General features: G+C 61.7%; 28 protein-coding genes and 1 pseudogene. 14 read left to right on the top strand and 15 right to left on the bottom strand.

Annotation, left to right across the window (positions count from 1 at the left end):
* Window positions 1-413: 413 nt before the first annotated feature.
* Window positions 414-908: a BON domain-containing protein gene (locus K6301_RS20785; protein WP_247220724.1), complete on the bottom strand. Its 495-nt coding sequence runs from the start codon at window positions 906-908 to the stop codon at window positions 414-416.
* A gap of 181 nt (window positions 909-1,089) precedes the next feature.
* Here K6301_RS20785 and K6301_RS20790 point away from each other — a divergent pair, with 181 nt between their 5' ends.
* Together K6301_RS20790 and K6301_RS20795 are read left to right on the top strand one after the other, a co-directional pair.
* Entirely contained in the window at window positions 1,090-1,707 is a 618-nt protein-coding gene (locus tag K6301_RS20790) for a flavodoxin family protein (RefSeq protein WP_247220725.1), read from the top strand.
* Between the two features lie 2 nt (window positions 1,708-1,709).
* On the top strand, window positions 1,710-2,006 hold the full coding sequence (locus K6301_RS20795) for a DUF3175 domain-containing protein (RefSeq protein WP_247220726.1): 297 nt from the start codon (window positions 1,710-1,712) through the stop codon (window positions 2,004-2,006).
* 59 nt (window positions 2,007-2,065) lie between these two features.
* On the opposite strand, the gene K6301_RS20800 is transcribed toward K6301_RS20795, so the two are convergent.
* From K6301_RS20800 to K6301_RS20810, 3 genes are read right to left on the bottom strand one after another with little or no spacing between them, the layout of a single operon-like run.
* Window positions 2,066-3,145 (bottom strand): DNA topoisomerase IB, encoded by a 1,080-nt coding sequence (locus K6301_RS20800; RefSeq protein WP_247222472.1) that lies wholly within the window; start codon window positions 3,143-3,145, stop codon window positions 2,066-2,068.
* A 37-nt stretch (window positions 3,146-3,182) separates the two neighbouring features.
* Entirely contained in the window at window positions 3,183-3,404 is a 222-nt protein-coding gene (locus K6301_RS20805; RefSeq protein ID WP_247220727.1) for a hypothetical protein, read from the bottom strand.
* A 13-nt stretch (window positions 3,405-3,417) separates the two neighbouring features.
* The gene (locus K6301_RS20810) at window positions 3,418-3,642 is read right to left on the bottom strand and encodes a hypothetical protein (RefSeq protein WP_247220728.1); all 225 of its coding nucleotides are present in this window, start codon (window positions 3,640-3,642) and stop codon (window positions 3,418-3,420) included.
* A 214-nt stretch (window positions 3,643-3,856) separates the two neighbouring features.
* Here K6301_RS20810 and K6301_RS20815 point away from each other — a divergent pair, with 214 nt between their 5' ends.
* Entirely contained in the window at window positions 3,857-4,591 is a 735-nt protein-coding gene (locus K6301_RS20815) for a Crp/Fnr family transcriptional regulator (RefSeq protein ID WP_247220729.1), read from the top strand.
* On the opposite strand, the gene K6301_RS20820 is transcribed toward K6301_RS20815, so the two are convergent.
* On the bottom strand, window positions 4,572-4,811 hold the full coding sequence (locus tag K6301_RS20820; RefSeq protein ID WP_247220730.1) for a DUF6894 family protein: 240 nt from the start codon (window positions 4,809-4,811) through the stop codon (window positions 4,572-4,574). The two genes, K6301_RS20815 and K6301_RS20820, sit on opposite strands and share 20 nt — an antisense overlap.
* A gap of 218 nt (window positions 4,812-5,029) precedes the next feature.
* On the opposite strand from K6301_RS20820, the pseudogene K6301_RS20825 reads away from it, so the two are divergent.
* Window positions 5,030-5,227, top strand: a pseudogene (locus K6301_RS20825) (hypothetical protein); the annotation flags it as partial.
* Window positions 5,228-5,501: 274 nt separating this feature from the next.
* Here the strand turns inward: K6301_RS20825 and K6301_RS20830 are convergent.
* Window positions 5,502-5,777, bottom strand: coding sequence for a hypothetical protein (locus tag K6301_RS20830; RefSeq protein ID WP_247220732.1), 276 nt, complete (start codon window positions 5,775-5,777; stop codon window positions 5,502-5,504).
* Window positions 5,778-5,924: 147 nt separating this feature from the next.
* Here K6301_RS20830 and K6301_RS20835 point away from each other — a divergent pair, with 147 nt between their 5' ends.
* Window positions 5,925-7,256 (top strand): NAD(P)/FAD-dependent oxidoreductase, encoded by a 1,332-nt coding sequence (locus tag K6301_RS20835; protein WP_247220734.1) that lies wholly within the window; start codon window positions 5,925-5,927, stop codon window positions 7,254-7,256.
* A gap of 65 nt (window positions 7,257-7,321) precedes the next feature.
* Window positions 7,322-7,702 (top strand): hypothetical protein, encoded by a 381-nt coding sequence (locus K6301_RS20840; protein WP_247220736.1) that lies wholly within the window; start codon window positions 7,322-7,324, stop codon window positions 7,700-7,702.
* Between the two features lie 9 nt (window positions 7,703-7,711).
* Here the strand turns inward: K6301_RS20840 and K6301_RS20845 are convergent, their stop codons facing one another.
* The 3 genes from K6301_RS20845 to K6301_RS20855 all read right to left on the bottom strand — a co-directional run bounded on the left by K6301_RS20845 (window position 7,712) and on the right by K6301_RS20855 (window position 9,312).
* Entirely contained in the window at window positions 7,712-7,939 is a 228-nt protein-coding gene (locus K6301_RS20845; RefSeq protein ID WP_247220738.1) for a hypothetical protein, read from the bottom strand.
* Window positions 7,940-8,056: 117 nt separating this feature from the next.
* Complete coding sequence (locus tag K6301_RS20850) at window positions 8,057-8,569, bottom strand: sigma-70 family RNA polymerase sigma factor (protein WP_247220739.1); 513 nt, start codon at window positions 8,567-8,569, stop codon at window positions 8,057-8,059.
* 149 nt (window positions 8,570-8,718) lie between these two features.
* Window positions 8,719-9,312, bottom strand: a complete 594-nt coding sequence (locus tag K6301_RS20855; protein ID WP_247220740.1) for a Crp/Fnr family transcriptional regulator — start codon at window positions 9,310-9,312, stop codon at window positions 8,719-8,721.
* Window positions 9,313-9,699: 387 nt separating this feature from the next.
* Between K6301_RS20855 and K6301_RS20860 the strand changes: the two genes are divergently transcribed.
* The 4 genes from K6301_RS20860 (at window position 9,700) to K6301_RS20875 (ending at window position 14,390) form a co-directional block, all read left to right on the top strand.
* Window positions 9,700-9,882, top strand: coding sequence for a hypothetical protein (locus tag K6301_RS20860; RefSeq protein ID WP_247220741.1), 183 nt, complete (start codon window positions 9,700-9,702; stop codon window positions 9,880-9,882).
* Between the two features lie 116 nt (window positions 9,883-9,998).
* Window positions 9,999-11,204 (top strand): hypothetical protein, encoded by a 1,206-nt coding sequence (locus K6301_RS20865; protein WP_247220742.1) that lies wholly within the window; start codon window positions 9,999-10,001, stop codon window positions 11,202-11,204.
* 95 nt (window positions 11,205-11,299) lie between these two features.
* Window positions 11,300-13,258 (top strand): DKNYY domain-containing protein, encoded by a 1,959-nt coding sequence (locus tag K6301_RS20870; protein ID WP_247220743.1) that lies wholly within the window; start codon window positions 11,300-11,302, stop codon window positions 13,256-13,258.
* A 79-nt stretch (window positions 13,259-13,337) separates the two neighbouring features.
* Complete coding sequence (locus K6301_RS20875; RefSeq protein WP_247220744.1) at window positions 13,338-14,390, top strand: hypothetical protein; 1,053 nt, start codon at window positions 13,338-13,340, stop codon at window positions 14,388-14,390.
* Between the two features lie 142 nt (window positions 14,391-14,532).
* Here the strand turns inward: K6301_RS20875 and K6301_RS20880 are convergent, their stop codons facing one another.
* From K6301_RS20880 to K6301_RS20900, 5 genes are all read right to left on the bottom strand, one after another.
* Complete coding sequence (locus K6301_RS20880) at window positions 14,533-15,063, bottom strand: hypothetical protein (RefSeq protein WP_247220746.1); 531 nt, start codon at window positions 15,061-15,063, stop codon at window positions 14,533-14,535.
* Window positions 15,064-15,120: 57 nt separating this feature from the next.
* The gene (locus K6301_RS20885) at window positions 15,121-15,642 is read right to left on the bottom strand and encodes a YcxB family protein (protein WP_247220748.1); all 522 of its coding nucleotides are present in this window, start codon (window positions 15,640-15,642) and stop codon (window positions 15,121-15,123) included.
* A 184-nt stretch (window positions 15,643-15,826) separates the two neighbouring features.
* Entirely contained in the window at window positions 15,827-16,171 is a 345-nt protein-coding gene (locus tag K6301_RS20890) for a hypothetical protein (RefSeq protein ID WP_247220750.1), read from the bottom strand.
* Window positions 16,172-16,245: 74 nt separating this feature from the next.
* A complete protein-coding gene (locus tag K6301_RS20895; protein ID WP_247220751.1) occupies window positions 16,246-16,875 on the bottom strand; it encodes a hypothetical protein in 630 nt (209 codons plus the stop codon).
* Window positions 16,876-17,180: 305 nt separating this feature from the next.
* On the bottom strand, window positions 17,181-17,333 hold the full coding sequence (locus K6301_RS20900; protein WP_160871198.1) for a hypothetical protein: 153 nt from the start codon (window positions 17,331-17,333) through the stop codon (window positions 17,181-17,183).
* Between the two features lie 360 nt (window positions 17,334-17,693).
* Here K6301_RS20900 and K6301_RS20905 point away from each other — a divergent pair, with 360 nt between their 5' ends.
* The 4 genes from K6301_RS20905 (at window position 17,694) to K6301_RS20920 (ending at window position 23,623) form a co-directional block, all read left to right on the top strand.
* Window positions 17,694-18,935, top strand: coding sequence for an AGE family epimerase/isomerase (locus K6301_RS20905; protein WP_247220752.1), 1,242 nt, complete (start codon window positions 17,694-17,696; stop codon window positions 18,933-18,935).
* A 312-nt stretch (window positions 18,936-19,247) separates the two neighbouring features.
* On the top strand, window positions 19,248-20,516 hold the full coding sequence (locus K6301_RS20910) for an SfnB family sulfur acquisition oxidoreductase (RefSeq protein ID WP_247220753.1): 1,269 nt from the start codon (window positions 19,248-19,250) through the stop codon (window positions 20,514-20,516).
* Window positions 20,517-20,801: 285 nt separating this feature from the next.
* A complete protein-coding gene (locus K6301_RS20915; RefSeq protein WP_247220754.1) occupies window positions 20,802-22,286 on the top strand; it encodes an NAD-dependent succinate-semialdehyde dehydrogenase in 1,485 nt (494 codons plus the stop codon).
* A 260-nt stretch (window positions 22,287-22,546) separates the two neighbouring features.
* Window positions 22,547-23,623: an acyl-CoA dehydrogenase family protein gene (locus K6301_RS20920; protein ID WP_247220755.1), complete on the top strand. Its 1,077-nt coding sequence runs from the start codon at window positions 22,547-22,549 to the stop codon at window positions 23,621-23,623.
* Window positions 23,624-23,644: 21 nt separating this feature from the next.
* On the opposite strand, the gene K6301_RS20925 is transcribed toward K6301_RS20920, so the two are convergent.
* The gene (locus tag K6301_RS20925) at window positions 23,645-24,112 is read right to left on the bottom strand and encodes an RrF2 family transcriptional regulator (protein ID WP_247220756.1); all 468 of its coding nucleotides are present in this window, start codon (window positions 24,110-24,112) and stop codon (window positions 23,645-23,647) included.
* Window positions 24,113-24,333: the final 221 nt, after the last annotated feature.

Here is a 24,333-nt window from a genome sequence, read left to right on the forward strand (position 1 = left end):
TCGGCGTCCGCCGCGATGTTCCCTGCTGGACAGCCGCCGGCAATCCGAGCCTGCCGCCGGCTCCAGCCTCTTTATCGTCCGCCAATTTATGGAAGGCTGCGGGAACATATCCGCCCGCTCCATGTTGGAGACTTGCTTCGAGCATAGCCTGGAGCGGTCCCTGGACTGCAGGCGCGATACATGTCGTGCCTGCAGTTTCCGTTTCTGCGATCCGACGCCTCAAGCGACATCGTCGCGACGCGCGATGAATTCCGTGTACCGGATCTCCGGGGTCAGTAGCGCCTATTCATGCAATAGACGCGTTTGATGCGAGGCTCACCTCGCATCAAACGCGTCCTGTTCAGTCAACGGTCATCAGGAGAGTTGGCCACCGCTTCAGCATGGAAGACATACCGCAAGCGCAACCAGGCGTCCTATTCCGTCGAGTCTGCAGCGATATGGCTGTCGATGCCGCGTGTCGCGAGGCCTTCGGCCGCCACATCGCGCACCCCCTTCACGCCTCGAACGAAGCGGATGAGATGGTTTCGGTCATCTTCGCTGTCGACGGCGCCATCGAGTTCGGCAACACCGTCGCGAATGGTGATCTGCAGCATGTCCAGTTCCACGCGGCCATCGTCCTCGAGCGCCTCCATGATGCGGGCCTCCAGATCATCGTCGCTGATCGTTCCACCCTCCTCGTCGGAGAATGGCGTCGGTGCGCCGGCGACGGCGCGCTCCTCGGGGTCCGACGTCACAGCAAGACGCTCGTTGTCGATCTGGTCGAGTTCCGCGCCTCCGGCGCCATAGGGTGCGTTGCCGCCGGCCTTTCGGCCGTCGTCATTATCCGAATAAGGCCAGCCGTCGCGGATATCCCGCTCTTCGTAGTCGCGAAAATCCTCTTCGCGGGATGGGTGTTTGCGATCGGTCATCGTCGTTTCCTCGCTCACAATTGGCGTTGCATGCCTAACCGATCAGGGTTCGCCCTTGTTCCACGTCGCATTTCGCTCGCCGGGAAGACCGGCGGCGACGATGCGGCTTTTGAGGAACAATCGGCGAAAAGCGTGGTTGGTCATCAATCCCGACACGCGATGCCCAACACAAGAGGCGAAGATGGCACTGACAGCACTTGCGCTCAACTGCACCTTGAAGACGAAGAGGGCCGAGGACCCGTCCTCGACCGACCGCATGGTGAAACTTCTCGCCGCGGCCATGGAGCCGTTCGGCGTCACCACGCAGTTCTTGCAACTGGCCGATCACGATATCAAGCCGGGCGTCACGTCCGATGAAGGCGATGGCGACGCGTGGCCGGCCATCCGTCAGAAGATCCTCGACGCCGACATCCTCATCATGGGCACGCCGATCTGGATGGGGCAGCCCTCCAGCGTCTGCAAGCGCGCGCTTGAACGCATGGATGCATTTCTGGAGGAAAAGGACGACGAGGGGCGCATGGTGTCCTACGGTCGCGTCGCCGCCGTTGCCGTCGTCGGCAACGAGGACGGCGCGCATCATGTCTCCGCGGAGCTTTTTCAAGCGCTCAACGATGTCGGCTTCACCATTCCCGCAAATGCCGTGACCTACTGGGTCGGCGAAGCGATGGGATCCGTGAACTTCGTCGACCTTGAGGAAATCCCGGAGGCCGTGCGCTCCACGCTCTCGCTCGTCGCACGCAACACCGTGCACGCCGCGACGCTGCTGAAGGCCCGTCCCTATCCGGGTGAAGGTGCATGACCATGGGAAAGAAAAAGAAGAAGTGGTCGCAGGACGTCACGGAAAACAGCGACGCCATGGACCTCGAAAACGGCGTCTTCAAACACAAGAGCGCCAAGAAGATCGCCAGTTCGCTCAAGCAGTCTGCCGAAGAAAGCGGCCGGCGCAAATCGAGCCCGTTCCGCTCGGCCATGTCCATGCTGACGTTCTATATCAACCGCGCCGGCAGCCAGCTCTCGAAGAGCCGGCGCGACACACTGGAAGACGCGAAAGCGGAGTTACGAAAGGATTTCGGCAAGCAGCCAAAGAAGGGCAAGTAGCCTGAGATTCATGATGCTCAGGGCGCCAAAGGCGTCACCCTTCAGGCCAAGGCGCCGTCTCAACTATCCTGCGCAATGATGGACGACCGCTTCTTCAACCAGCGAAACACCTGGATTTCATCCTCGTCCATCCAGTCCAGAAGACGTTTTGCGCTTGTCTTCATCTTCAATACCTCGCCCAGCCTGCCGGCATGAAAATCCTCGAAAACGGCCGGATGAATGTAGGATGAGCGACAGACGGCACGCGTGTTCACCAATCTTGCCGCGACCGTGTCGATCGCCTGGTTGATCTGCCGGGTGAGTTCGCGCTTGGTCGGCGGAACATCGACGGTGGCAAGCGCCTGGACGGCCATGCACGTTGCGCCCCAGGTGCGAAACTGCTTCGAGCTGAAACCGTCGCCGGCGATCTCGCGAATATAGTCGTTTACGTCCTGCGAGGAGATCGGCCGGCAGCCGCCCTCATCACACACATATTTGAAAAGGTGCTGTCCCGGCAGCTCCTGCAGCTTGAGGACCACATTGGCAATCCGGCGATCGCTGTGGACGAGGTTCCATTCCTTGCCCGACTTTCCCTTGAAACGGAACTTGAGGTTGCCGCCGTCGACCTTGACATGCCGCCTGCGCAATGTCGTCAAGCCATAGGATTTGTTCGCCTCGGCATAGGCCGCGTTGCCGACACGGATATAGAGATTGTCGAGCATCCAGACGACGGTCGCCAGCGCCTTGTCGAAAGTCAGGCCGGGCGAACGCAGGTCGTGTTCCACGCGCTCACGCAGGTCCGGCAGCCGGTTCGCGAAGTCGATGAGCCGTTCGAATTTGGCGCGGCCGCGCTCGGCATGCCAGTCGGCGTGATAGCGATACTGGCGGCGGCCGCGCGCATCCTTGCCGATCGCCTGCAAATGAGAATACGGGTTGGTGGAAATCACCACGTCGGTATAGGCAGGTGGAATCGCCAGAGCATTCAAGCGCGCGATTTCCGCGCGGTCCGTGATCCTCCGCCCGTCGGGCCCGTAATAGAGATATCCCTTGACGCCTGGTTTGCGCGTGATACCGGTTTCCAAACCTTCGATGTAAACCAACTTCGCGTGGAGGTCGGTATCGGAAGGGGCATCGGCGAACACGCGGGGCATCTGGTTCATGACGCGATAACTCGCAGACCCGTCCGCTGTTCCCGGTCTAAATCGTCGGAAGGACCTCAACGGCTCCAAGATCGCGCAGAGCTTGGAGCTGGTCGCCCGAGGGCTCGCCGTCCGCAAAGACGCGGAAAGCCTTTCCCTGGTCCTTCAGCCCCTGCGCCATTTTCAGCGCATCTGGAAAGACCAGTTTCGGCTCGTCGCGTGTGTCCGTGCCGTCGGGATCGAGCGCGCTGAGCGCGACGATCTGATAGGTGGTCGGCATCCGCCTCTCCTCTTCAACCTTCATTTCCATCCGAAACGAAATTGTCGAGCACAGCCGCACGTGCGCGTCTCATCGCCTCGATCTGATCGAGCCAATTGCGGCTCAAGACCTGCTGGATCGCCAGAGCGATGTCCTCCATGTTCCAGCCGGCATCTTCGAGTTCCACAACGAGAGCGGTCAGCTTTGTATCGATGACGGCGTTCAGTTCTTCGGTCCGGTCGTCACGGGAATCACGCATGTGCCTGGCCTTCTTGTCGTGGCGCTCTAACGTCAAGCGTCGGGCGCGGTGATATCTCGCGGCTTAACGCCTGAAATGGCATCAGGTTTCGCGGGATGGATCAGACGGCGCCGAAATGGAACCGTAACGGCATTTGGCGGTTAGGAGATGTTGGGGCAACGCAGCATCTCGTCAAAGACCTGAAACTGGATGCTGCTGCGAGAAGGAGCCGGCCTTGGCCACGGACAATCACAGCAATGGACTGCTTGCGCGCATTGACCCCGATGATTTGGCGGCGTTATCGGCGCATCTTGAGCGCGTGGATCTGGACCAGGGGCAGTTCCTGTTCCACGCCCACGAGATCATCGAGCATGTCTATTTTTTGCTAAACGGCCTATCGTCGGAAATCGCAGGCTTGCGCGGCAAGGAGGTCGAGGTGGGCTGCGTCGGCGCCGAGGGATTGTCCGGCGTGCCAGCACTTCTCGGCGTCGACAGCAGCCCGCATTATGCTTTCATGCAGGTCGGCGGGACGGCCTTGCGTATCCGCAGCGACGCCCTGAGGGACCTGATGGACGATCGACCGCGGCTAAGGTGGTTTCTCCTGCGTTTCGCGCATGTCTTCATGATGCAGATCGCCGCCACCAGCCTGGCCAATGGAAGGTTCAATGTGGAGCAGCGCCTCGCGCGCTGGCTGCTGATGTCGCAGGATCGCCTCGGCGACAACCTTCCCCTCACCCACGATTTTTTCGCGCTTATGCTTGGCGTGCGCCGGCCGAGCGTAACGGACGCCCTGCATCTGCTTGAGGAAAAACGACTGATACAATCCAGTCGCCGCCTGGTGACGATCCGCGATCGTGCAGGGCTGGAAAACCTTGCCGGTGCTTCATACGGAATGCCTGAAATGGAATACAGACGGATTATAACGGGTCATGCCGAACAGCGCACACCGCTCATTGCGACTTCGATCTGAGCGCTGAGCGAAACGGCACGCTGACAAGAACCCGGCCCTCTTCATCGGCGATATCGAAAAACTGCCCGTCCGGCTCATATCCCGCCAGAACATGCTCCGCCATGATCTCTCGCGCCGCCAACCGTGCGTCCTCGATCGCAAGCTCCAAAGTATCGAATTCCGATCCTTCGAGATCCTTTTCCGTGCGCTCTCCGTCGCGAATATTAAAGAAGTATCGCACTCTTATTTCCTCCTGCAAACCATGCGAACAGACAGCTGCGGTGCTTTGTTCCGGACGGTGTTGACCCGGCAGGTCGACGGGTCGCGCACAAGGCGACGCCGTGCGCCCGATACTCCGCTTAGAGACCAGCGCCCGCCTTGTTTTTCACGCCTGTCGGTCCCTTTGGAAACGGAACATCCCGCGATCCAGACGGTTTAGAGCGTGAAAGGAGATCTCACATGGGTATGAACAAACCGCAGGACGGTGCACCAGGCACCACGGATCAGTCCCCTCGCTGGGAAGGGCCGGAATCATCCAGACCGCGCGGCTACCTGCCTGCTGAGGACGATCCGGATACCGCGCGCGACGCGGTAGGTGAAACAAACAAGGATCCAGAGCGCAATGGAGTGACAGACGCGATGAAAGCCAAAGATGATCACAACGGACAGTCTCCCGCCGTGCAATCCCTGAAGGAAGAGCAATCCCGCCAGGCGCGACCCACCCAGGAGGGCGAGCTTGAGAAAGGGCTGGAGGACACCTTCCCCGCCTCCGACCCGGTTTCAGCCGCCAATACCTCGACCGTGAAGAAACACGTTCCCCAGGATGAAACATAGCCACCGCAGCGGGCACCGCAACACCGACACGAAAGACGGCGGCATCCCGGATGCCGCCGTTTCTCTTGAGGCGGTACGATAGAAAGAGCGGCTCCCGTCAGTCGAACAATGTCCCGCGGGCGCCTTCCTGCTCGCGTGCCAGCTGCCTTATGGCGGCTTGCGCCTCGTCGGCGCGCCACCCTGCTCTCTCCGCTCTTGCAACAAGCTCCGCGAAATCGCCCGCAGGCCCGGTGGTCATCGTTGTCGTCAGATCTTCCGGCGCCGCTATCGCCAGGTCCGCGACGGCAGGTCGCAGCGCGGCGACGCAGTCGGCGCTGCGCCCGGGATAGTCTGAACTCTCCTTGGGAGGCTCGATAGCGTGCTGATGCGGCATGGCGTTTTTCCTCGTTGGCACTACACTGCCAATCCCCGCCAACCTCCATTGTTCCCCGCCAAGGTTGGAACAATCCTTGAAAGCCGAGGTTGGCCCATTGTCCTGATGTGCAGCGGCACATGTCATGAAAGAGGCGCGCAAGAGACCATGTCCACCCATGACCCTTACACGCATTCTCAGGTCGTGATCATTGGCGCGGGCTTTGCCGGCCTTGCCTGTGCAAAGGGCCTCGGCAAGTCGGGCATCACCGTCACCGTCGTGGACCGGCGCAACCACAATCTCTTCCAGCCCCTGCTCTACCAGGTGGCCACTGCCGCCCTGTCGCCGGCCGATATCGCAGAACCCGTGCGTCGGACGCTCGGGCGATATGACAATATCCGTGTCCTGCTGGGCGAGGTTGTCGGTATCGACAGCACTGGGCATCGTGTCCTGCTGAAGGACGGCACCTCGCTCCCCTATGACGACCTCGTCATCGCGACCGGCTCGGAATACAACTATTTCGGCAACGACGGGTGGAAGCCATTCGCCCCGGGCCTCAAGACCATTCATGAAGCACGGCTCATCCGCCACCGATTGCTGTCCGCCTTCGAGCGTGCGGAGCGCGCAATCGATCCCGCGATCCGCAAACGCCTGCTCACCTTCGCCATCATCGGCGGCGGTCCCACCGGTGTCGAGATGGCCGGCGCCATTTCCGAGCTGGCGCGCCAGATGATCCATCATGACTTCAAGGCCATCAACAAGAACGAGGTCGATGTCCTTCTCATCGAAGCCGGGCCCCGCATCCTTGCCGCCTTCCCGGAGAAACTCGCGGCCTACGCGCATGCCTATCTGACGGATATCGGCGTTCGGGTCCTGACCGGCCGCAGCGTGACCAAAATTGACGCCGACTCCTTGTCGCTGGGCGACGAGCGCATCGAAACAAGCTGCATCGTCTGGGGTGCGGGCGTGCGTGCCTCGCCCGCTGCGCGCTGGCTTGGCGTGGAAGGCGGGCAGCAGAGCCGCATCCCCGTGGAACCGGATCTGTCGCTGCCCGGGCATCCCGATATCGCGGTCATCGGCGACACGGCCCTGGCGACGGATGAGGATGGAAAGCCGCTTCCGGCACTGGCGCAGGTCGCCAAGCAGCAGGGTGAGTATGTGGCGGATCGCCTGCGCCATAAACTGACCGGCCGCACGCACACGGCACCGTTCCGGTTTCACAACCGTGGCAACACCGCCGTCATCGGCCGCAACGCCGCGATCTTCGATTTCGGGTCCTGGACCCTGAAGGGCCGCATGGCCTGGTTCCTGTGGGCCCTCGTCCACGTCTATCTGCTGGTGAATTTCGAAAAACGCCTGCTGGTCAGCATTCAGTGGATAACGCGGTACTTCACCCGGCAACGCAGTGCACGCCTGATCGACGAGAACCACGGTCGCGACGACGACACATCGGATCCACCCGACAAACCGTTCGAGAACCCGCCGGCAGCGGGGCGTTAATTCCGCGAGGTCGACAAGGCCGGAGGCGGCCTGCGTCGCCTTCACGAGCCAAACAGGAGGACGCTATGGAAGCGATGGAAGAACAATTCTGGTTTCTGGCGATTGCGGGCGGTGCGCTGCTCCTGGGGGCTGTGCTGGTTTACGGTATTATGAAGCAGCGACGCCTGTCACCAACGGACCGCGCGCAGCAAAACCGGAAGGTCAGAAGCCTCTATGGAAAGGACACCGCCGCCGCAACGCCGCCGGTCGACGACGGTTCGGACCAAACCCGCGCACGGACCGGGCCTATCGTTCTGGCGGTCCTGTTAGTCGTGGTGGGCTGCATTCTCGGCTATTTCGTCATCAGGCAACCGACGGCGCCCTCCCCTTCCGTCGAGGGAAAGGAAACCAACGATGCCCAACCTGCCGCCCCGGCTGACAAGAATGCCCTGCCCGGCCAGTCTTGAGCGCGCGGCCTACGTCTCTTTCGCGTAAAACATGCGAGCCGACGACTCTACGACAAAGCGATGCTTGGCGGGATCGAATGTAGCGTCGGCGAAGGTATCGAAGAGATATCTGGCAAAGCTCTCTCGCGCTTCGTCCGAGGCGTCAAACCATGGCTGTGCAGTCAGGTCGTCGAAGACCGACTGCAGCGCGCCCAGTTCTTCACGGTCGAATGCGCCGTAATGTGTGTAGCTGCACATGCTCACCTCCTGAATAACAAGAGGAAAGCTTAGAGAACTTGCAACCCAATACAAAGCAGGAACACTGTACGAAAGCGTACAGTGTTCGGGCCGCTCAGCGCCGGCGCGGGTGGACGCCTACATGACCCCGGGGCGCCCGATATCGTCCTCGAGCATCTTTCTCGCACGGTTGACCCGGCTCTTGACCGTGCCGATTTCACAGGCGCAAAGCCTTGCCGTGTCGATGTAGCTGACACCCATCGCCACCAGCAGCAATGTGCGGCGAGTGCTGAAAGGAATGCGCTTGAGCGCTGACCGCAATTCGCTGCGGCAGACCGCCCATTCCTGCGGCGCGCTGATGCTGATCCGTTCGAAAAGCTCCGCATCCATGCCTGCGGGCTCCCGGCAGCGGCGCCGATATTCGGTGTTGAAGGTGTTGCGCATGATCGTGAACAACCACGATCGGAGATTTGTATTCGGGCGAAACTGATGGGAGGACCGCAGGGCCCGCATCACCGTTTCCTGAACGAGGTCTTCGCGATCGCTGATTGCACGACACAATTGCCGCGCAAACCGCCTGAGGGCAGGCAACTGGGCTTCGATCTGGGCATGAACTGTCTGCTCGATGGGGGCAATAACCAAGGCGTCCATTCGTTCCTCCATTTCAAAGGGAACGAGACGGCTTCAAAGAGGTTGCGGTACGTTATCGTACGGATCACCGCACGGAAATGCGCACGCGGTCGCGCTTCGCGATCGGCGGGACCGCACGGTTTCCGGCAAAACGCGAAGGCGTATTCCGATCAGTCCAAGGGACGAGCGATGCTTGTCCCGATGAGGCGCTCATATTGCCGCTCGCATTCGCCATAGGCGTCCCGCGCGAAGGCGACCAGCCCCGCCCTGTCGCGGACGCTGACGACACCCCGTTCGGAATAGATGAGCTTCTTGCCCTCCAGCACGTGGAGCGCCGTGGTGATGCTGGGACGCCTGACCGCAAGCACCATCGACATGAACTCGTGCGTCAGACTGATCTCCGTTCCGTCCACACGGTCATGGCACATCAGGATCCAGCGGGCGAGACGCTCGCCGATCTGGTGCACTGCGTTGGAGAGCGAGGTGTAGGCCTGCTGGACGGTCAGCGCCTGGACGTAACAGGCAAGCAGCCGCTGGATCTCCGGATCTTCGGCCATCATCGACTTGAGCGCGGGCGTGGCAATCCGGTGCGCTTCGCCCTGGATCTGCATGTGGACCGAGAACGGATCGGCATCCACGTCCAGAATGGCCGAGGCGGGATACATGCCATCCCTGCCGATGATGCCGATTTCGCTGCACCGTCCATCAGGCGATCGGATAACCACCGATGCTATGCCGCTTTCGAAGAAGTAGGCGTGTTTCATCGGCTGCTGGGGTGAAGACAGCTGATGCCATCGGGGAAGCCGCACCCGTTCGAGATGCGGCAAAATCCGTTGCAGGCTCGCTTCCGGTAAACGCCGGAGAAGGTTGTTCCGAAACCCGCCGTCACAACCAGCTGCCATCAATAAATCCAATGCAGTCCCATCGACCGCATATCCGCCAAAGGCCTCGGTCTCTCCCAAAGTCAATGGCTGTCCATCTATGGCCATACAATCGGCGAAACAACCCGGTGCGGAGGGTCGGTACGAAAGCGGACAGAGGTCTCCCGCCCCCAGGCGCCGCATCGCATTCGTACGGTTTCGTACGGAGCTTTTACCCGCGGAACTTCCCGCCGCCGCGTGCATTTCGAGGGCTTCACCGGGAGGAACACCATGCAACACGTCGACAGCAATCGCTCTGTAGCGCAGGTCACGGTGTATGACGTCGTGCTCTACTGCAGACAGCAGGGCATACACGAAGCGGAAGCCCGGAAACTGGTCCGCCTGATCGGGCCATTCGCGGACCGCTTGGCGATCCAGATGAACCTGACGAAACGACCGGTCCGTTTCCGCTAAAGCCAGCGGAGGCCGTCCGTCCTTGACGATGTTCTGATATAGAACGCTTGCGGTTTAACTCTCGAGCCCACGCCTATATCTTGTCGGACTGAACAGCAGTGCGACAGAGGGCATTCGTGACGGGCAGACTGAGCCATCGGGAAACAAAACTCGGCCGTAACCGGCGTCTGGACACTGCGGGGAACGCCATTTGGCCCGCGTTCCGCTACGGTGTCGTCGGCCTCCTGATCTGGCTTACGGCATCCTGCCACGCGTGGGCGCAACAGCCCGTACCGGCGGGCTGGACGAAACAGACCTTCGACTTCGGGAGCGCGGACCTTCGGGGCGAAATCCTCGTTCCCGCCAACGCCGATTTCCAGACCGTGGAAATTCAGCCTCGCCAGGCGGGTACCGCCGGCAACGTGACGGTGGTCGGCAAGATCGCACCTTCGGCGACTGTGCCGGCGGACGTGACCATCATGGCGCTGGATCTGGAATATCCGGCGGCGGCATTACGGGTCTGCCTCTACGAGGCGGGATTGATTGGCCTCGAAGTTTTCTCGCGATCCGTCGGGGACGACCTGTCGAGCGCATCCGTGCGCAGCATGCGCGTCAAAGACGGCCGGTTCGAGCAGGTGGCTTATTCGCACTGCCTGACACGCGGCACCAAGCTCCTCGTCTTTCATTTCATCGCCTCGCCCGCCGGTACGGACGAGGAAAGCGCCTTCGCGACCGGCGGGAACATCGAGACATTCGCACGAACGGCGCTCGATGGCCTGACCTTTGCCGACGGGAAGCCGGTGAGCCATTGGGCCGGCATGACCGATGTAACGCTTAAGCTCGGGTCACGCACCGTGGCCCTGCCGGTGTCGCCCGCCTGGAGCATCGCCATCAACGACTTCCAGGGCGGCATCCCAGCCGAGCTCAACATGGTGCGCAAGCGCGATGGCAAGGATGCCGGCCTCGTCTGGCTGGGTGCTTTCGATGCGCCCGCCGGCTTCGACATCGCACGCGATGGGGAAACGTTCCTGCGCGATTTCATCGCCAGGCAGTCGCCGGATTTCGGTAGCGCGAAACTGCTGTCGAGCGACAGCGCTTCGCCGCCCGATGGCGTCGAGGGCACGAAGAACCATTTCCACTTTGACATCGCCACGAAAACCGGAGGCGAGGCCGGAGAGGTTTTCGCAACCGTCGCCCTGAGCGGCGACAGGCTCTACACCGCTGCATGGTGGTCGCCGCCCGTGTCCGGCGATGGTCGCGCCGCGTTCATGGCCCGCCTGCCCGGCATGACGGCCTTCGATCTGGCACGGCGGGCGGCCGACCGGATGATGGCCGCGCCGTAGCGTCCGGCGCGCCAAACCGAATTTCCGAAGAATATTCCAGGCCGCGCGGACGTCGAACAATCGGGTACGGGCTGGGGCGCCCTACGAACACGCAGATGGAGGACAGCACGATTTCGAACAGACCGGAACTGCGCGAGCTTTTCCCCCTCCCCTATGCGCACTGGTACGCGGCATCGCTCTTTGCCGACGTGGGGCGCCCCGCACGCGAAATCCTCTCCCGGCTCGGCATCGACGCTGCCCGCTGGCAGCACTGCAACAATCGTTACGGGCAGCTTCACTTCGCCAATACGGGTTGGGTTGCCGGCGCCTATGCCCGCGAGGGCTTGCCTGAGCCCGAGCAGGACCGCGCGCTCTTCGATCATCTGACCGAACATGACGGCATCGACCTTCCCGTGCACGAGCCGTTCAGCATGCGCCGGCAACTCGGCACCCTGCGGCGGGCGGTCGAGGCCAACCCGCGCATCGGCCCCTTCTCGGATGTCGACTGGGTCGCGCACTACATCTGCGAGCGGCGCTTTCCCGTTATCCGCTACGTTCACGATGGCAGCCATGTCTGCGTCGACGGTGCTCCGATCTCAGATCGAAAGGGGGTGCCTCTCGCCGGCATCGACCTTTTGACCTTCCGCCAGCTTGGCGACCGCTGGTTCTGTGACGCCAAGCGCGTCTACGGCCAGGGCGAGACGCCCACGAAAATCTTCTGGTTCGTCGCGCGCGGCGCCGATCCGGAAAGCTTTACCGTGCTGAACGAGCGCTACGGCGCCGACAAGGCCGCCGGCTTCTACATCACCAACCTGCGCCTGCCGACGGAGGAGCCCGGCACGTTCGAAATCGTGAGCTATTATTACGGGCGCGGCCAGAAACCCGGCATCCATGTCGATGAGAGCCACTATGCGAAGGACAGCCGCAAGGTCTATGCCTATGGCGTCGAAATCAAGGGCGCGGACGCACCGAGCTTCCACGCGATAGGCGACGAGGGTCGGTATTTCGCCGACAGGAACCGCATCTACTGGGAAAACCGTCCGATCCCCGAGGCGGACCGGCAAAGCTTCACCTGCGCGTCCGAGGCCGGCCAATATTGCGCCTACGACAAGGACCGGCCCTTCTCGCGTGGGGAGCCGAAATCGGTGTCAGCCGAATTCGAACATTGGAGCTCCTATTTCGAGTCGCATCCCGAGCTCACCGGCACCTGGTGGCATCGCGAAAAGGCACGGCGGGAGCGTGGGGTCTCGGACGCCGCCGAGCCGGTCCCCATGGGCGGGCCCTATTTCAGCGAAGGAGGCCGTGTCCTGGTCCGGCCGGCACGTCCGCGTGATGGCGCGTGGGTCTCGCTGGATCATTTCGACCATGACAGCCTTCGCCACATCGTCGATGTCTTTGCCGAGGACAGGCACGGGCTGCGCTATTTCGAACCGGGGATGGAGCGTTACGGATGCTCGCCGGTCAGGGGTGCCGACCCCGCGAGTTTCGAGCGTGTGTCCGGCCCCTGGTTTCGCGATCGCCGGCAGGCCTATTATTTCGACAGCACGGCGCCCATGCCGGCGCTTGTTATCGTCAAGGCGGATCTGAAGAGTTTCGAGGTGCTCGGCGGCGCCTATGCGCGCGATGCCAAGGGGCTGATCGTCGAGGGCGTGCGCAAACGCGGCATCGATGATCCCGATGCTGTCGAAGCGCTCGGCTGCACCTTCGCCCGTATGGGCGAGACGCTGCTTTACCGGGGTAAACCCGTCACCAGGCCCGGGAAGGTCGATCCCGCAACGGCGCGTGGCGTCCACGAACAGCTTCTGATCGATGCTGAGGGACACATGCTTTTCGGCGGCAGTTATCGCAAGCCCCTCCCCGGCATCGATACCGCCACACTGACCTTCCTCAACCGCATTTTCGCGGCCGACGCGCGGCATGTCTATGCCCTTACCGATTCCGGCCTCGTCGCGTGCCCGGAGGTGGACCGCACCCGCGTGCGGACGCTGGGGCACTATGCCGTGCATGTCGGAGACGTCAAATTCCAGGTCGTCAGCGGCCGCGTTCAACAATTCCCGTTGGAGGAGCCGGTGTGAGCGACTGGCGGATCCCCTTGCCATACGTCATGACTGCGACCACGATCGACATCAGAACACCGAGGCGAAGCGAACCCAGATGATGACCACTCCAAGCCGCGACCATAGACGATACACGATCCTCATGACCGTGCTGGCATTCATCATCATCGCGGCCTGCATGCGTCTTCCCATTCCCGGCATCGATCTTATTTCGGCAAGTTTCCAGCTGGCGCAGTCCGGCGGCATGGAGCGGCTGTCGCTGTTCGCTTTGGGAACCGTTCCGCTGTTCAGCCTGCTGGCGCTCGTCGAACTCGTGAGACTGGTGGCGCCGGACCTGGCGGAACGGCTGGGCCATGCCGGCTGGCCAAGGCTGCTCTTCGGCATTGCCGTGCTGCTTTTGACCGCCCTGCAGGCCTACGGTGTGTTGACGGCATTCGTCGCCATGGGCCTCATGGCCGATACGCTCGGCGCCATGGTCCTGGGGATCGCAGCCTTTGTCGGCGTATCCGCCCTGTTGCTGTGGCTGAACGATGCGATCCGGCTTCCGGGCCTCGGCAGCGGCATCTGGCTGCTCATGACGATCCCCATGTTTTCGCGCGTGCCTCGGGAAATCGTCATGTCCATTGAAGCGGTCCGATCCGGCATCATGCCGCCGTGGCATCTCTGGGCGCTTGCCGGCGCCGTCGTCATAGCCGTCGCCATCGTCGTGGCGCTGAACCGGCTGCTGCTCGATACCCGTCGGAATGACGGCATGCGGCAGGATACGCCCTTGAGCGTTCTCCTCTGGCCTCCGTTTCTAGCGGGCATCGCCACCGGATATCTGATGGTCGCTCCCATCATCCTGCTACCGGCCTCGCTCGAAGCTGCGCCATGGCTCGCCACGGCGATGCAGACCGTGTTCATGAGCGTGCTCATACCGCTTTTCGTCTATGGTTATTTCCGGCAGCTGCCGGTCGATCGCCGGGCAGACATGAAGCCGATCCTGACCGTCGTGGCCTTGTCGCAGGTGCTGCTCTGCGCGGGCCTCGGGCTGCTGCCCCTGATCGTCTTCGCGCCAGCGGCACCCACCGGCCCCGCACTCATCGTCTGCGTTACGGTCGTCCTCGCCCTGGGGCGGGTTCTGGTGAGCGACCGCCGGCAGACCCGATGAGGCATTTGCCCGGCCAACTGAACTCTCGGGTCAGGCCGTCGCGAAACGACTCATGGAATGCGCAGTTATACCGCGCTAAATCGCGCAAAACCGCACGCCCCGTCAGACGTGCATAATGCGCGATAATCGATGGATTACAGGACTAAGGTAGGCGTCCCGCATGAAGGGCAAAACCGAGATGAGCCGCTGGAATTATAATGGTGAGACTGACGGATAAGATGGGAAAAAGACCGCGCATCAATTCAGCAACGATGGACACGAAAATCCCGTAGCAAACGACCATCAGCGGAATCACCGCACAACTCAGACCAAACCAGTATCGCCGCCTCGCTTGCGCTAATACTGCTTGCCTTCCGCGAATATAATCCAACGAGAGCCTGAGAAATATACAAATTGCCGACACGCTGAGAATCGCCAGGCCGATACCCATTCCGCTACCAACGGTGCGCTGTACATTTTCGACCCCGCCGTGCGAAAGCGCAGACCACGCGCTTTCCAGGAAGAAACGACCGCTATCCATCCCCACCAGCACGGCAAAATAGCCGGCAAGGAGCGTCGCTGGAAGCGCAAACACAGCCAGTTCAGCAATGTAAACACCGCGCGCACGCAGTGACCACATTCCCGATGCGCCAACTCCTGTTTCTTTGTTTTCGCCTCGATCGTTTTGACCCATTTTACCGGTTCATATGGGATTGAAAGCAAGACCTTCTGCAAACCCGCTAGGCTGTTCTCACGCGCGCTTGATGTTGGCGGCCAGCATTTGCCTGAAGTCGTCGATCTGGGCTGGCGTGAGGACACGCTTGGGCAGCATGTTGAACAGGCGCGGCCCCTGGAAGAGGAGGATCACCTTGCTGTTCTCGGTCCATTTGAGGTAGTCGGCCCAGGGGATGTTCCATTCGCCTTGCTCTGCGGTGCTCTTGAAGCCATCTTCCGACCAGGCAATCGTCATCGGGTGCTGAAGGGTTTTCTGGGCTGCGTAGGCCTTGCGGGCAAACACGGGAGCGGCGAAGAAATATTGGTAGAACGGTATCGCGATCACAACCGCCACACAGATGTAGAAGAATGCCGCGTAAGGCTCAACACGAAGCCGCAGCGCCGGTACGAGGAACGAGCCGAGCAGCAGCGCAACGAATATCAGCCAGCAAACGAGCGGCCGGAGTGACGTTGCATTTTTCAGGATGAACAGCTTGTTGGCCGCGACATAGTCGTCGGCGGTCAAGGTGAGGGTAACGCTGCGGTTCGTATCGCTCATTGCCTGCCTGGTAAGGGTCTGTTTCAGCTCTTTAACAGCAAACGTTTGTGACGTCTAAAAGCAACGACTGCGACGTGCAAAAAATCAGGATTTCGGCGACATCTGGTGGATAAGAAGGTGCTGAACGGGCTGCCGATGAACAAACTCGGCCTCCACGCACAACAGCAGGCTATTGTCATGACGGTCAGAACAAGGAGAAGATCATCATGCCGGCGAAGGCTATGAGCAATATGATGTAAAACGGACGGAAGAGATAGAAGCGCTGCCAGTTCGTGAGGCCGAGAGCATTGATATGAACACGCTCATCAAGCTTCAGATTGTCGACGCCGCTGTCGACGGAAAAATCACCGCCGTTGCTCTTATAAAATCGGTACTCCCTGACCTGCGTGACAATTTGGTGAGCCGCCAGAAGAATGACTGCCAAAAACGCTGCTGAAAAAAGCAAGATTTCCACTAACAGCAAAACTGGAAGACTCCTCTTCAACTCCCTTGGGCAGGCGTAAATAGCAGCCAGCGTCTCTATGACCAATGGCGATGCGCTCCCTTTGAGACGCTTCGAAGACGCGTGTAAACCCGATCTGTGAGCCCATGGAGGAGAGCCGGTCAGTCCATCGCCTCGTTTGATATCTCGATGAGGTTCTTCTCCTGGAACAGGCCATGGCCGCGCTGAAACAGCACCAATTGCGGCCAGGTAAATCCTGTCGTCTTGCTCATGAAGATCGGCGGCTTGCCCTTGGGGCTGTATTCAATGACAAAACCGGCCAGTTCCAAGCCCAAAGAGGGCATAATCACGCTGTTATGGTGCCAATAAACCGCACCAGCGGCCCGCCCCAGTGTCGAGTAGACGTGTTTCGGATCATCCTTGAAAACGGACACATCATGAAACCTGACGTCGATAATGTCGGATTGGCCAATCGAAATATAGGTCAGGAACCCGTCCTGAAACGAGCACAGTGGCGCGTCGCGATGACGAAACTCGTTTAATGCCACGCGTCCATTGGATAAGGCCTCTTCCTGCGTTTCGTCGAGAGGACCCATGATGTGCTCGAATTTTGCGACCTCGGCTCGCGACATGCCAAACTTCAGCGGCCCCAGACCTTCTTGTGGAAGCACATTCCAAACGACGCTCATCTTGTACAAATCTCTCCAGAAAGCCTGGTTTGCCCCATGTAAAGCGGAACCAGCGCCAGAATAGGTATTTTTGCAGCGATCTCCAGCGAGCAGGTTGCTCACGGTTCCAGACCCTGTGCCGTTGGGACCGGCGACCGATTAGGACAGCACGGATATGGCCTTGCCGCGCGCGACCGGTCGCGCATGTCGTTGATCAAAAGGTCGATGCTGCGTCGCAGCCGACGAGCCGGGAAAGCGGCTCTCGGCCACTGGTCCGGATGAAGCGGAAATGACCGCTCGACACGGGGCCCGGGTCGGGTTCGCAGTCGAAAAGCCATGCCTGCCGCGGCCGTCACTATATAGTAACGTCCGATATACGGTTCATTCGTTGTTCAAAAATTGGGGGTTTAAAAATCGGAAAGGCTTTTTCAGCCGACGAAGCCGAAAACCACGGCGCTGACGAAGATGAAGGCACCGGCAAAGAGCACGGTGCTGACGAGGGCCTGGCGCTCCGCCCGGCGGGCACGGCGCGAGCCGAAGGTTGCGTAAGTCGCACGGCTGTCGAGTTTCATATCGCGCATTGCCACCGTCCTTTGCTCGAGCGTCTGCTTATCGCAGGTTGGCCAGGAGGAGCGCTTCATTCCGCTCCGGGAGTTATTTCTATAGGATCCCTATAAGATTGGTAGGGTATTTTTTCTCATTTTGGCCGCAATCGTAAATTCGCGTTTCTCCCTTCTTCCAGCGATGACTTGCCACAGTGGGTGACGGGTTGCAGGGCAAGGCGTTCTAGGCCATAAATCCCGCCCCACCTGTCGGAGGCAGCCGTCATTGCGAGTGTTGCGGGCCGTGCGTGAATGTCACGCCACGACGCCTCCCCTGCGCTCCTCCCGCCCCGACAGCACCGGACACGACTGCGGACCGACCAAAAAGGAGAACGCATCATGGGCGCAACGGGACACCTTGGCACAGCCTGGCGCAAGCGCGACTATCACCGTCAGTGGCTCTGGCGGGAGGCAAACCGCCTGTTTGATTTCTTCCAGAACCGGGCCTTCAATCCGCTCGGCGGCTTTCACGAACTCGACGTCGACGGTCGCCCGCTCAATGCCGGCAACCCGGTGCGCGGCATTCATTCCACCGCCCGCATGGTCCATTGCTTTGCGATCGGCAGCCTGCTCGGCCGACCCGGCTCCGACGATATCGTCGACCACGGCATGAAATTCCTCTGGGAAAAGCACCGCGACCACGAACGCGGCGGTTATCATTGGTCGCTCGACAATGCCGGCCTGCTGGATGCCACCAAGCAGGGCTATGGCCATGCCTTCGTGCTGTTGGCCGCCTCGAGCGCCAAGCTTGCCGGCCACCCCGATGCCGACCGCATGATCGCCGACGTGACCGAGGTTCTGGACAAGCATTTCTGGGAAGACCGTCACGGCGCCATTGCGGAGGAATTCGAGGCCGATTGGACGCCGGTTGCCGGCTATCGCGGCCAGAACTCGAATATGCACCTCACCGAGGCCCTCATGGCGGCATACGAGGCGACCGGCGAGCGCTTCTATCTCGACCGGGCCGAGAGCATCGCCGACCTCATCATCCGCCGCCGTGCCGCCGAGAGCGGTTTCCGCGTGGGAGAACATTTCGACGAGAACTGGATGCTGGATCGCGATTACCGCGGTAACGAGATGTTCCGCCCCTCCGGCACCACGCCGGGCCACTGGCTGGAATGGACCCGCCTCGTGCTCCAGCTCTACGCACTCGGCGGCCGCAAGCATGCCTGGATGCCGGAGGCGGCGAAGGCCTTGTTCGACCACTCCATCGCATTGGGCTGGGATACGGAAAAGGGCGGCTTCTACTACACGCTCGATTGGGACGACGTCCCGGCCAAGCGCAACAAGCTCTGGTGGCCCATGGCCGAGGGCGTGGGCGCCGCCGCGTTTCTGTGCGAACATCTGCCCGATGATAAGCATGAAATCTGGTATCGGCGGATCTGGGACTCGATTTCCCGCCATTTCCTCGACAACGAGCGCGGTGGTTGGCACGAAGAGCTCACGGAAGACCTCACGCCGAGCTACACGCTGTTTGCGGGCAAGAGCGATATCTATCACGCCCTCCAGGCCTGCCTCATCCCGCTCTATCCGGCAACCGGCAGCCTGACGCGCGGCATCATCGAAGCCGGCCAGCGCTGACATCTGCTGCCGCGCCGAGACCGACGGGATCCGAAACGCCGCCGCACCGGCGGCGTTTTACGATGTGGTGTTCCCGGCACCATGCACGCAGGACGATGCAGGACCGCCAAGGGGACGATAGCGACGGCGCCCGCCCCGGCCCGGAAGCCGGCTCGGCTTTTAACGACATCCTCCAGGCCGCAATCGTCTCCATGCCGGCCGTCGTCGCCGGCGAAGGATTTTTCTCCCGCAGACCCTTTCGTAAAATAGATTGTCTACTGATTTTATAGAAATCCTGAAAGGCTACGCTTTCCGCCAACAGGGAGCACCGCCATGGGGATCATCGAACAGCAGCCGATCGACTACACCGTTCATCCGCGCGTCAACTCCAGCGATCCGGTCCCGCCGCGGCCGCGGCCACAGACGCCGGCCCATATCATCACAAGCGATGCCGAAGCCATCGAGGTTGCTCAGCGACTGGCTGCGGAGTTTAGCGCCGGCGCGGCACTGCGCGACCGTGAAGGCCTGCTTCCCCTTGCCGAAATCGATGCCTATTCCCAGAGCGGCCTGTGGGGCATCAACGTGCCCAAGGCCTATGGCGGGGCGGGCGTTTCCTACCGCACCCTCGCCCGCGTGATCGCCATCATCGCGGCGGCGGACTCCTCCATCGCACAGATCACCCAGAACCACCTCTCCATCAATGGCCATATCGAGCTCGACGGCACGGAAGCGCAGAAGCGCGAGTTCTTCGGCTGGGTCCTCTCCGGCCTGCGTTTCGGTAACGCCTTCTCGGAGCTGAACAGCAAGAATGTCGGCACCTTCGAGACGCGGGTGGCGTTCGATGGAGACGAGGCCGTCGTGAACGGCGAGAAGTTCTACACGACGGGCGCCCTGCTCTCCCATATCATTCCCGTCGTTGCCCTGGACGATGACGAAAAAAGCTACCTCGTCTTCGTCGACAGAGAGGCGCCCGGCATCACCGTCACGAACAACTGGTCGAGCTTCGGCCAGCGCACGACGGCATCCGGCTCGGTCAGGATCGAGAATGTGCGCGTGCCGAAAAGCCGCGCGCTGCCTGTCCTCGCCTTCGATCGGCCGACAGTGGCCGGCCCGGTTTCGCAGATCATCCAGGCGGCCATCGATGCCGGCATTGCGCGCGGTGCCATCGATGACGCCATCGCCTTCATCAAGACGCAGAGCCGTCCGTGGATCGACAGCGGCAAGGAAACCGCGGGCGAGGACCCTTTCACCATCGCCGCCATCGGCGATCTGAAGATCAGGCTGCATGCCGCCGAGGCGCTGCTCGATATCGCGGGCGACGCCATCGATGCCGGTCTGGCAAACGCCACGGAGGACACCATCGCCGAGGCGACCGTGAAGACTGCGGAAGCCAAGGTGCTCACGACCGAGATCGCCATCCTCGCCACGAACAAGCTCTTCGAGTTGGCCGGAACGCGCTCCACCCTTGCCAAGCACAATCTCGACCGCCACTGGCGCAACGCGCGGGCGCACACCCTGCACGACCCCGTGCGATGGAAGTTCTTCCACGTCGGTAATTACTACCTGAACGACCTCAATCCACCGCGCCACGCCTGGAGCTAAACCGGCCCGAGCCGAAAGGCTGACCGCCGTAAACCGAGGAAGGCCGCCATACGCTGGGTGCGACATGCGGCGGTAAAGTTCCTGTCAACGAGATGGCCCGCGAGCCTGGCGGGCCACAGTTCTAACATTTACTGCGGGATCAAGTGCGACATGGTTCATGATCGTGAACTCTCCGATTACGAGAGGCATTGCACATGAGAGCCCTCCTCCCATAACAGAACTTGCCTCCGTGACAGAATGACGGGTTGCGGACGGCGGGGCCCGCTCGTATCTGATCATCTCTCGATGCGCGTTCGTCCGGGGAGGAATCAGGTGGGTCTGTCGCAGAATCTCGTTCGCCGGCTGGAAAATCCGGCCTTGTTCCGGGCTATTGCCGATGGCGCGGGTGCGGCGACGTTCGAGGTGTTCAACCCGTCCACCGGCGAGGTCCTTGCCACGCTTCCCGATATGGGCGCGGAAGAGACGCGGGCGGCCATCGAACGCGCCGCCGTCGCGCAGACCGAGTGGGCGGCGCAGACCGCGCGCGAGCGCTCCGACACCCTCTGGCGTTGGCACCAGCTCATCGTGCAACACACCGATGACCTCGCCATCATCCTGACGGCCGAGATGGGCAAGCCGCTCGCGGAGGCGAAGTCCGAGGTATCGCACGCCGCCGCCTATCTGCAATGGTATGCCGAAGAAGCGAACCGCATCTACGGCGAGACGATCTCCGCCCCTTCCCGCGACCGGCGCATGATGGTCATCAAGCAGCCCATCGGTGTCGTGGGCGCCATCACGCCCTGGAATTTTCCGGCATCGATGGTGGCACGCAAGATTTCGCCGGCGCTTGCGGCGGGCTGCACGGTCGTCCTGAAGCCTGCCGAGCAGACGCCGCTCGTCGCCGGCGCCATGTTCGCGCTGGCCGAGAAGGCCGGGTTCCCCGAAGGCGTGGTCAACCTCATCTACGCATCGGAAGGCGATGCCGTCGGTCGAGAGCTTTGCAGCCACCCGAAGGTGCGCAAGATCAGCTTCACCGGTTCGACGGAGGTGGGTCGGCTGCTGATGCGGCAATGTTCCGACCAGGTGAAGAAGCTCAGCCTGGAACTCGGCGGCAACGCACCCTTCATCGTTTTCGATGATGCGGACGTCGATGCTGCGGTGGATGGCGCCATCCAGGCGAAGTTCCGCAATGCCGGCCAGACCTGCGTTTCGGCCAATCGGCTCTACGTGCAGGCCGGCGTCCATGACGAATTCGCGCGGAAATTCACCGAGCGCGTCGGCACGCTGGCGGTCGGCGACGGGTTCGATCCGGCCGTTTCCATCGGTCCGTTGATCGACGACCGCGCGCTCGCCAAGATCGAGGCCCATGTCGCCGACGCCGTGGCCAAGGGCGGCAGCATTCATTGCGGTGGCCGGCGCTACGAGGGTGCCGGCACCTTCTACGCGCCGACGGTCCTGACGGACGTCACGCGCGACATGCGCGTCGCCCAGGAGGAGACCTTCGGGCCGCTTGCCCCAATCATCCGTTTCGAGGATGCGGATGCTGTCGTGCGGGAGGCGAACGATACGATCTACGGGCTCGCCGCCTACTTCTACGCTTCGAATCTCAGCCGCGTCTGGCGCGTCGCCGAAGCGCTGGAATACGGCATGGTTGGCATCAATACCGGGCGCATGTCCTCCGAAGCCGCCCCCTTCGGCGGCGTCAAGCAATCCGGCATGGGTCGAGAAGGTTCCCGCCACGGGCTGGAGGATTATCTCGAGATGAAGTATCTCTGCATGGGCGGGATCTGACGGGACGGGAACAGCGAGCGCCCTGCCCCGTTTTCTTCCCATCGCGGAACCGATATCCGTAATCATGCCGGCGTTCCGTATATATGAGACCGATAAAATGCTGGTTGCACGATGGAGGCCGGCATGATCACCCGGCGCTGCCGGCATCGGATTGGCGCTGAAAACCATCGAAAAGAATCTATACAGTTTCTATAGAATGTGATTTTTTACCCGCTTGAGCCTGTGCGACCTGAAACCACCTTCGGCAAGGAGCAGACGACATGGGTACGATTTCGTCGACGCTCGACCATCCCTCGCGCACTGCTGCCGTTATCGGTACGGAGGACGAGGCCTTAACGATCATCCGCACGCTCGCGGGTGTCTTCGGCGGTACTACGGGCGAGCCCGGCACGGCCGAGCTGCGGCTGGAACTGCTTTCGCGCTCCGGCCTCTTCGGCATATCCGTGCCCACCGACAATGGTGGCATCGATGTTTCCAACACGGTGCTGGCGACGATCTGTTGCGAGGCTGCGGTGCGCTCCGCCCCGCTCGCCGATATTCTGGCCGCCCATTTCGTCGGGCTTGAATCTCTGCGCAGCCACGGAACGGAGGGCCAGCGCAAGACCGTGTTCGCCGCCGCGCTCGCCGGCGCGCGTGTGGCTCGCGGCGCCGCGCGGTCGGGCGAAGCCCTGCCGATCCTGTCGAATGGAGTTGCCTTGCGCTTTGGTGGCGAGGTCTTCTGCACCCCCTGCGCTCGCCACGCCGATTGGATGCTGCTGCCGGTGCAGACCGGCGGACGGACGGGGAAACTCCTGTTGCCCGTTCGCGCCGAAGGCGTGCATTTCGTCGCGAATACCTGCGAGCCCGCGCCGGGAGCCGCACAGGCGGCCGAACATGTGCTGTTGAAGGATGTCGCGGTGGAGCCGGACTTCCTGCTTCAGGCCTCCGGAGATGCGGCGCCCGTGGCCGTTCCCCGCTCGCTCGGCCTGCTTCTGGAGGCGGCGTGCCGGCTCGGTGCCGCGCGGGGCGTCCTGGAAAGGCTTCTGGATGCGGGTGATGCGGACCCTCTCGCGGTCGGGCTGTTCACGGCCCGCCTTGCCGCTACCGAAGCGATCATCGCGGATGCAGGGCGCGCGATCGACGCGGCGCAGATCGGCCTTGCCGATCAACATCGCATCAATGCGTTCCAGGCATCCGCGTCCGCGCTGGCTTCTGCGCAGGCGGTGGCGCATGACGCTGCATCAGCCGGCCGCGAGCCGCCGGCCGATATCCCCCTCACCGCGCAGGCGATGGAAGCGCTGGCCGAAAGCGGACGGATCACGATCGATGCCCACAGGAGCGGGGCGCGGGACGTTTAGGCGCAGATCCGGCGGGCGCGATCAGCCCACCAGTTTCTCGCGTCCGTCTTCGTCCTCGATGATTGCCGCAGCACCCGGCACGGCGACGAACTGTTCCAGCGTCATCGTGTCGAGGATCGAGGCGATGGCATCGCGCACATCCGTCATGGCGCGGCGGACCTGACAGGTCTCCGGATCGGCACAGTCCTCGCAGGCTTCATAGGCCGTGCGGCTGGCACAGCGGATGGGCGCCAGCGGGCCGTCGAGCACGCGGATCGCGTGGCCGATGCGGATTTCGGACGCGGGATGAGAGAGCGAATAACCGCCGCCCGGGCCCTTCTTGGAGCGCAGCATGCCGGCATTGCGCAGTTCCAGGAGGATCGTGTCTAGGAACTTCTTCGGGATATTGTTGCGCAGGGCGATTTCGCTGACGAAAGCCGTTTCGCCCGGTTGAAGCCGTGCGAGGTCCACTAGGGCCTTCAGACCGTATTTTCCCTTTTTCGTCAGCATTCTTGCCTGCTTTCCATCAGCATCTATGCGTTGCGTGCCGCACGTTTGCGCACGCCGCGTTTCCTCGTCTTCTTCGGGAAGATCGACCGACTCCCCTTTGACGGGTGATTCTGGCCCATTCTAGGCACCGAAGTGCGAAAAACATATAAAAACGGTATAATTTATTTACGGCATCGCCCGCAAGGAAATTGCTGCTTCTGTCAAGCCCTTAGGTCGTTTTC

The organism is Shinella oryzae (genome assembly GCF_023038235.1).
Lineage (GTDB): Bacteria > Pseudomonadota > Alphaproteobacteria > Rhizobiales > Rhizobiaceae > Shinella > Shinella sumterensis.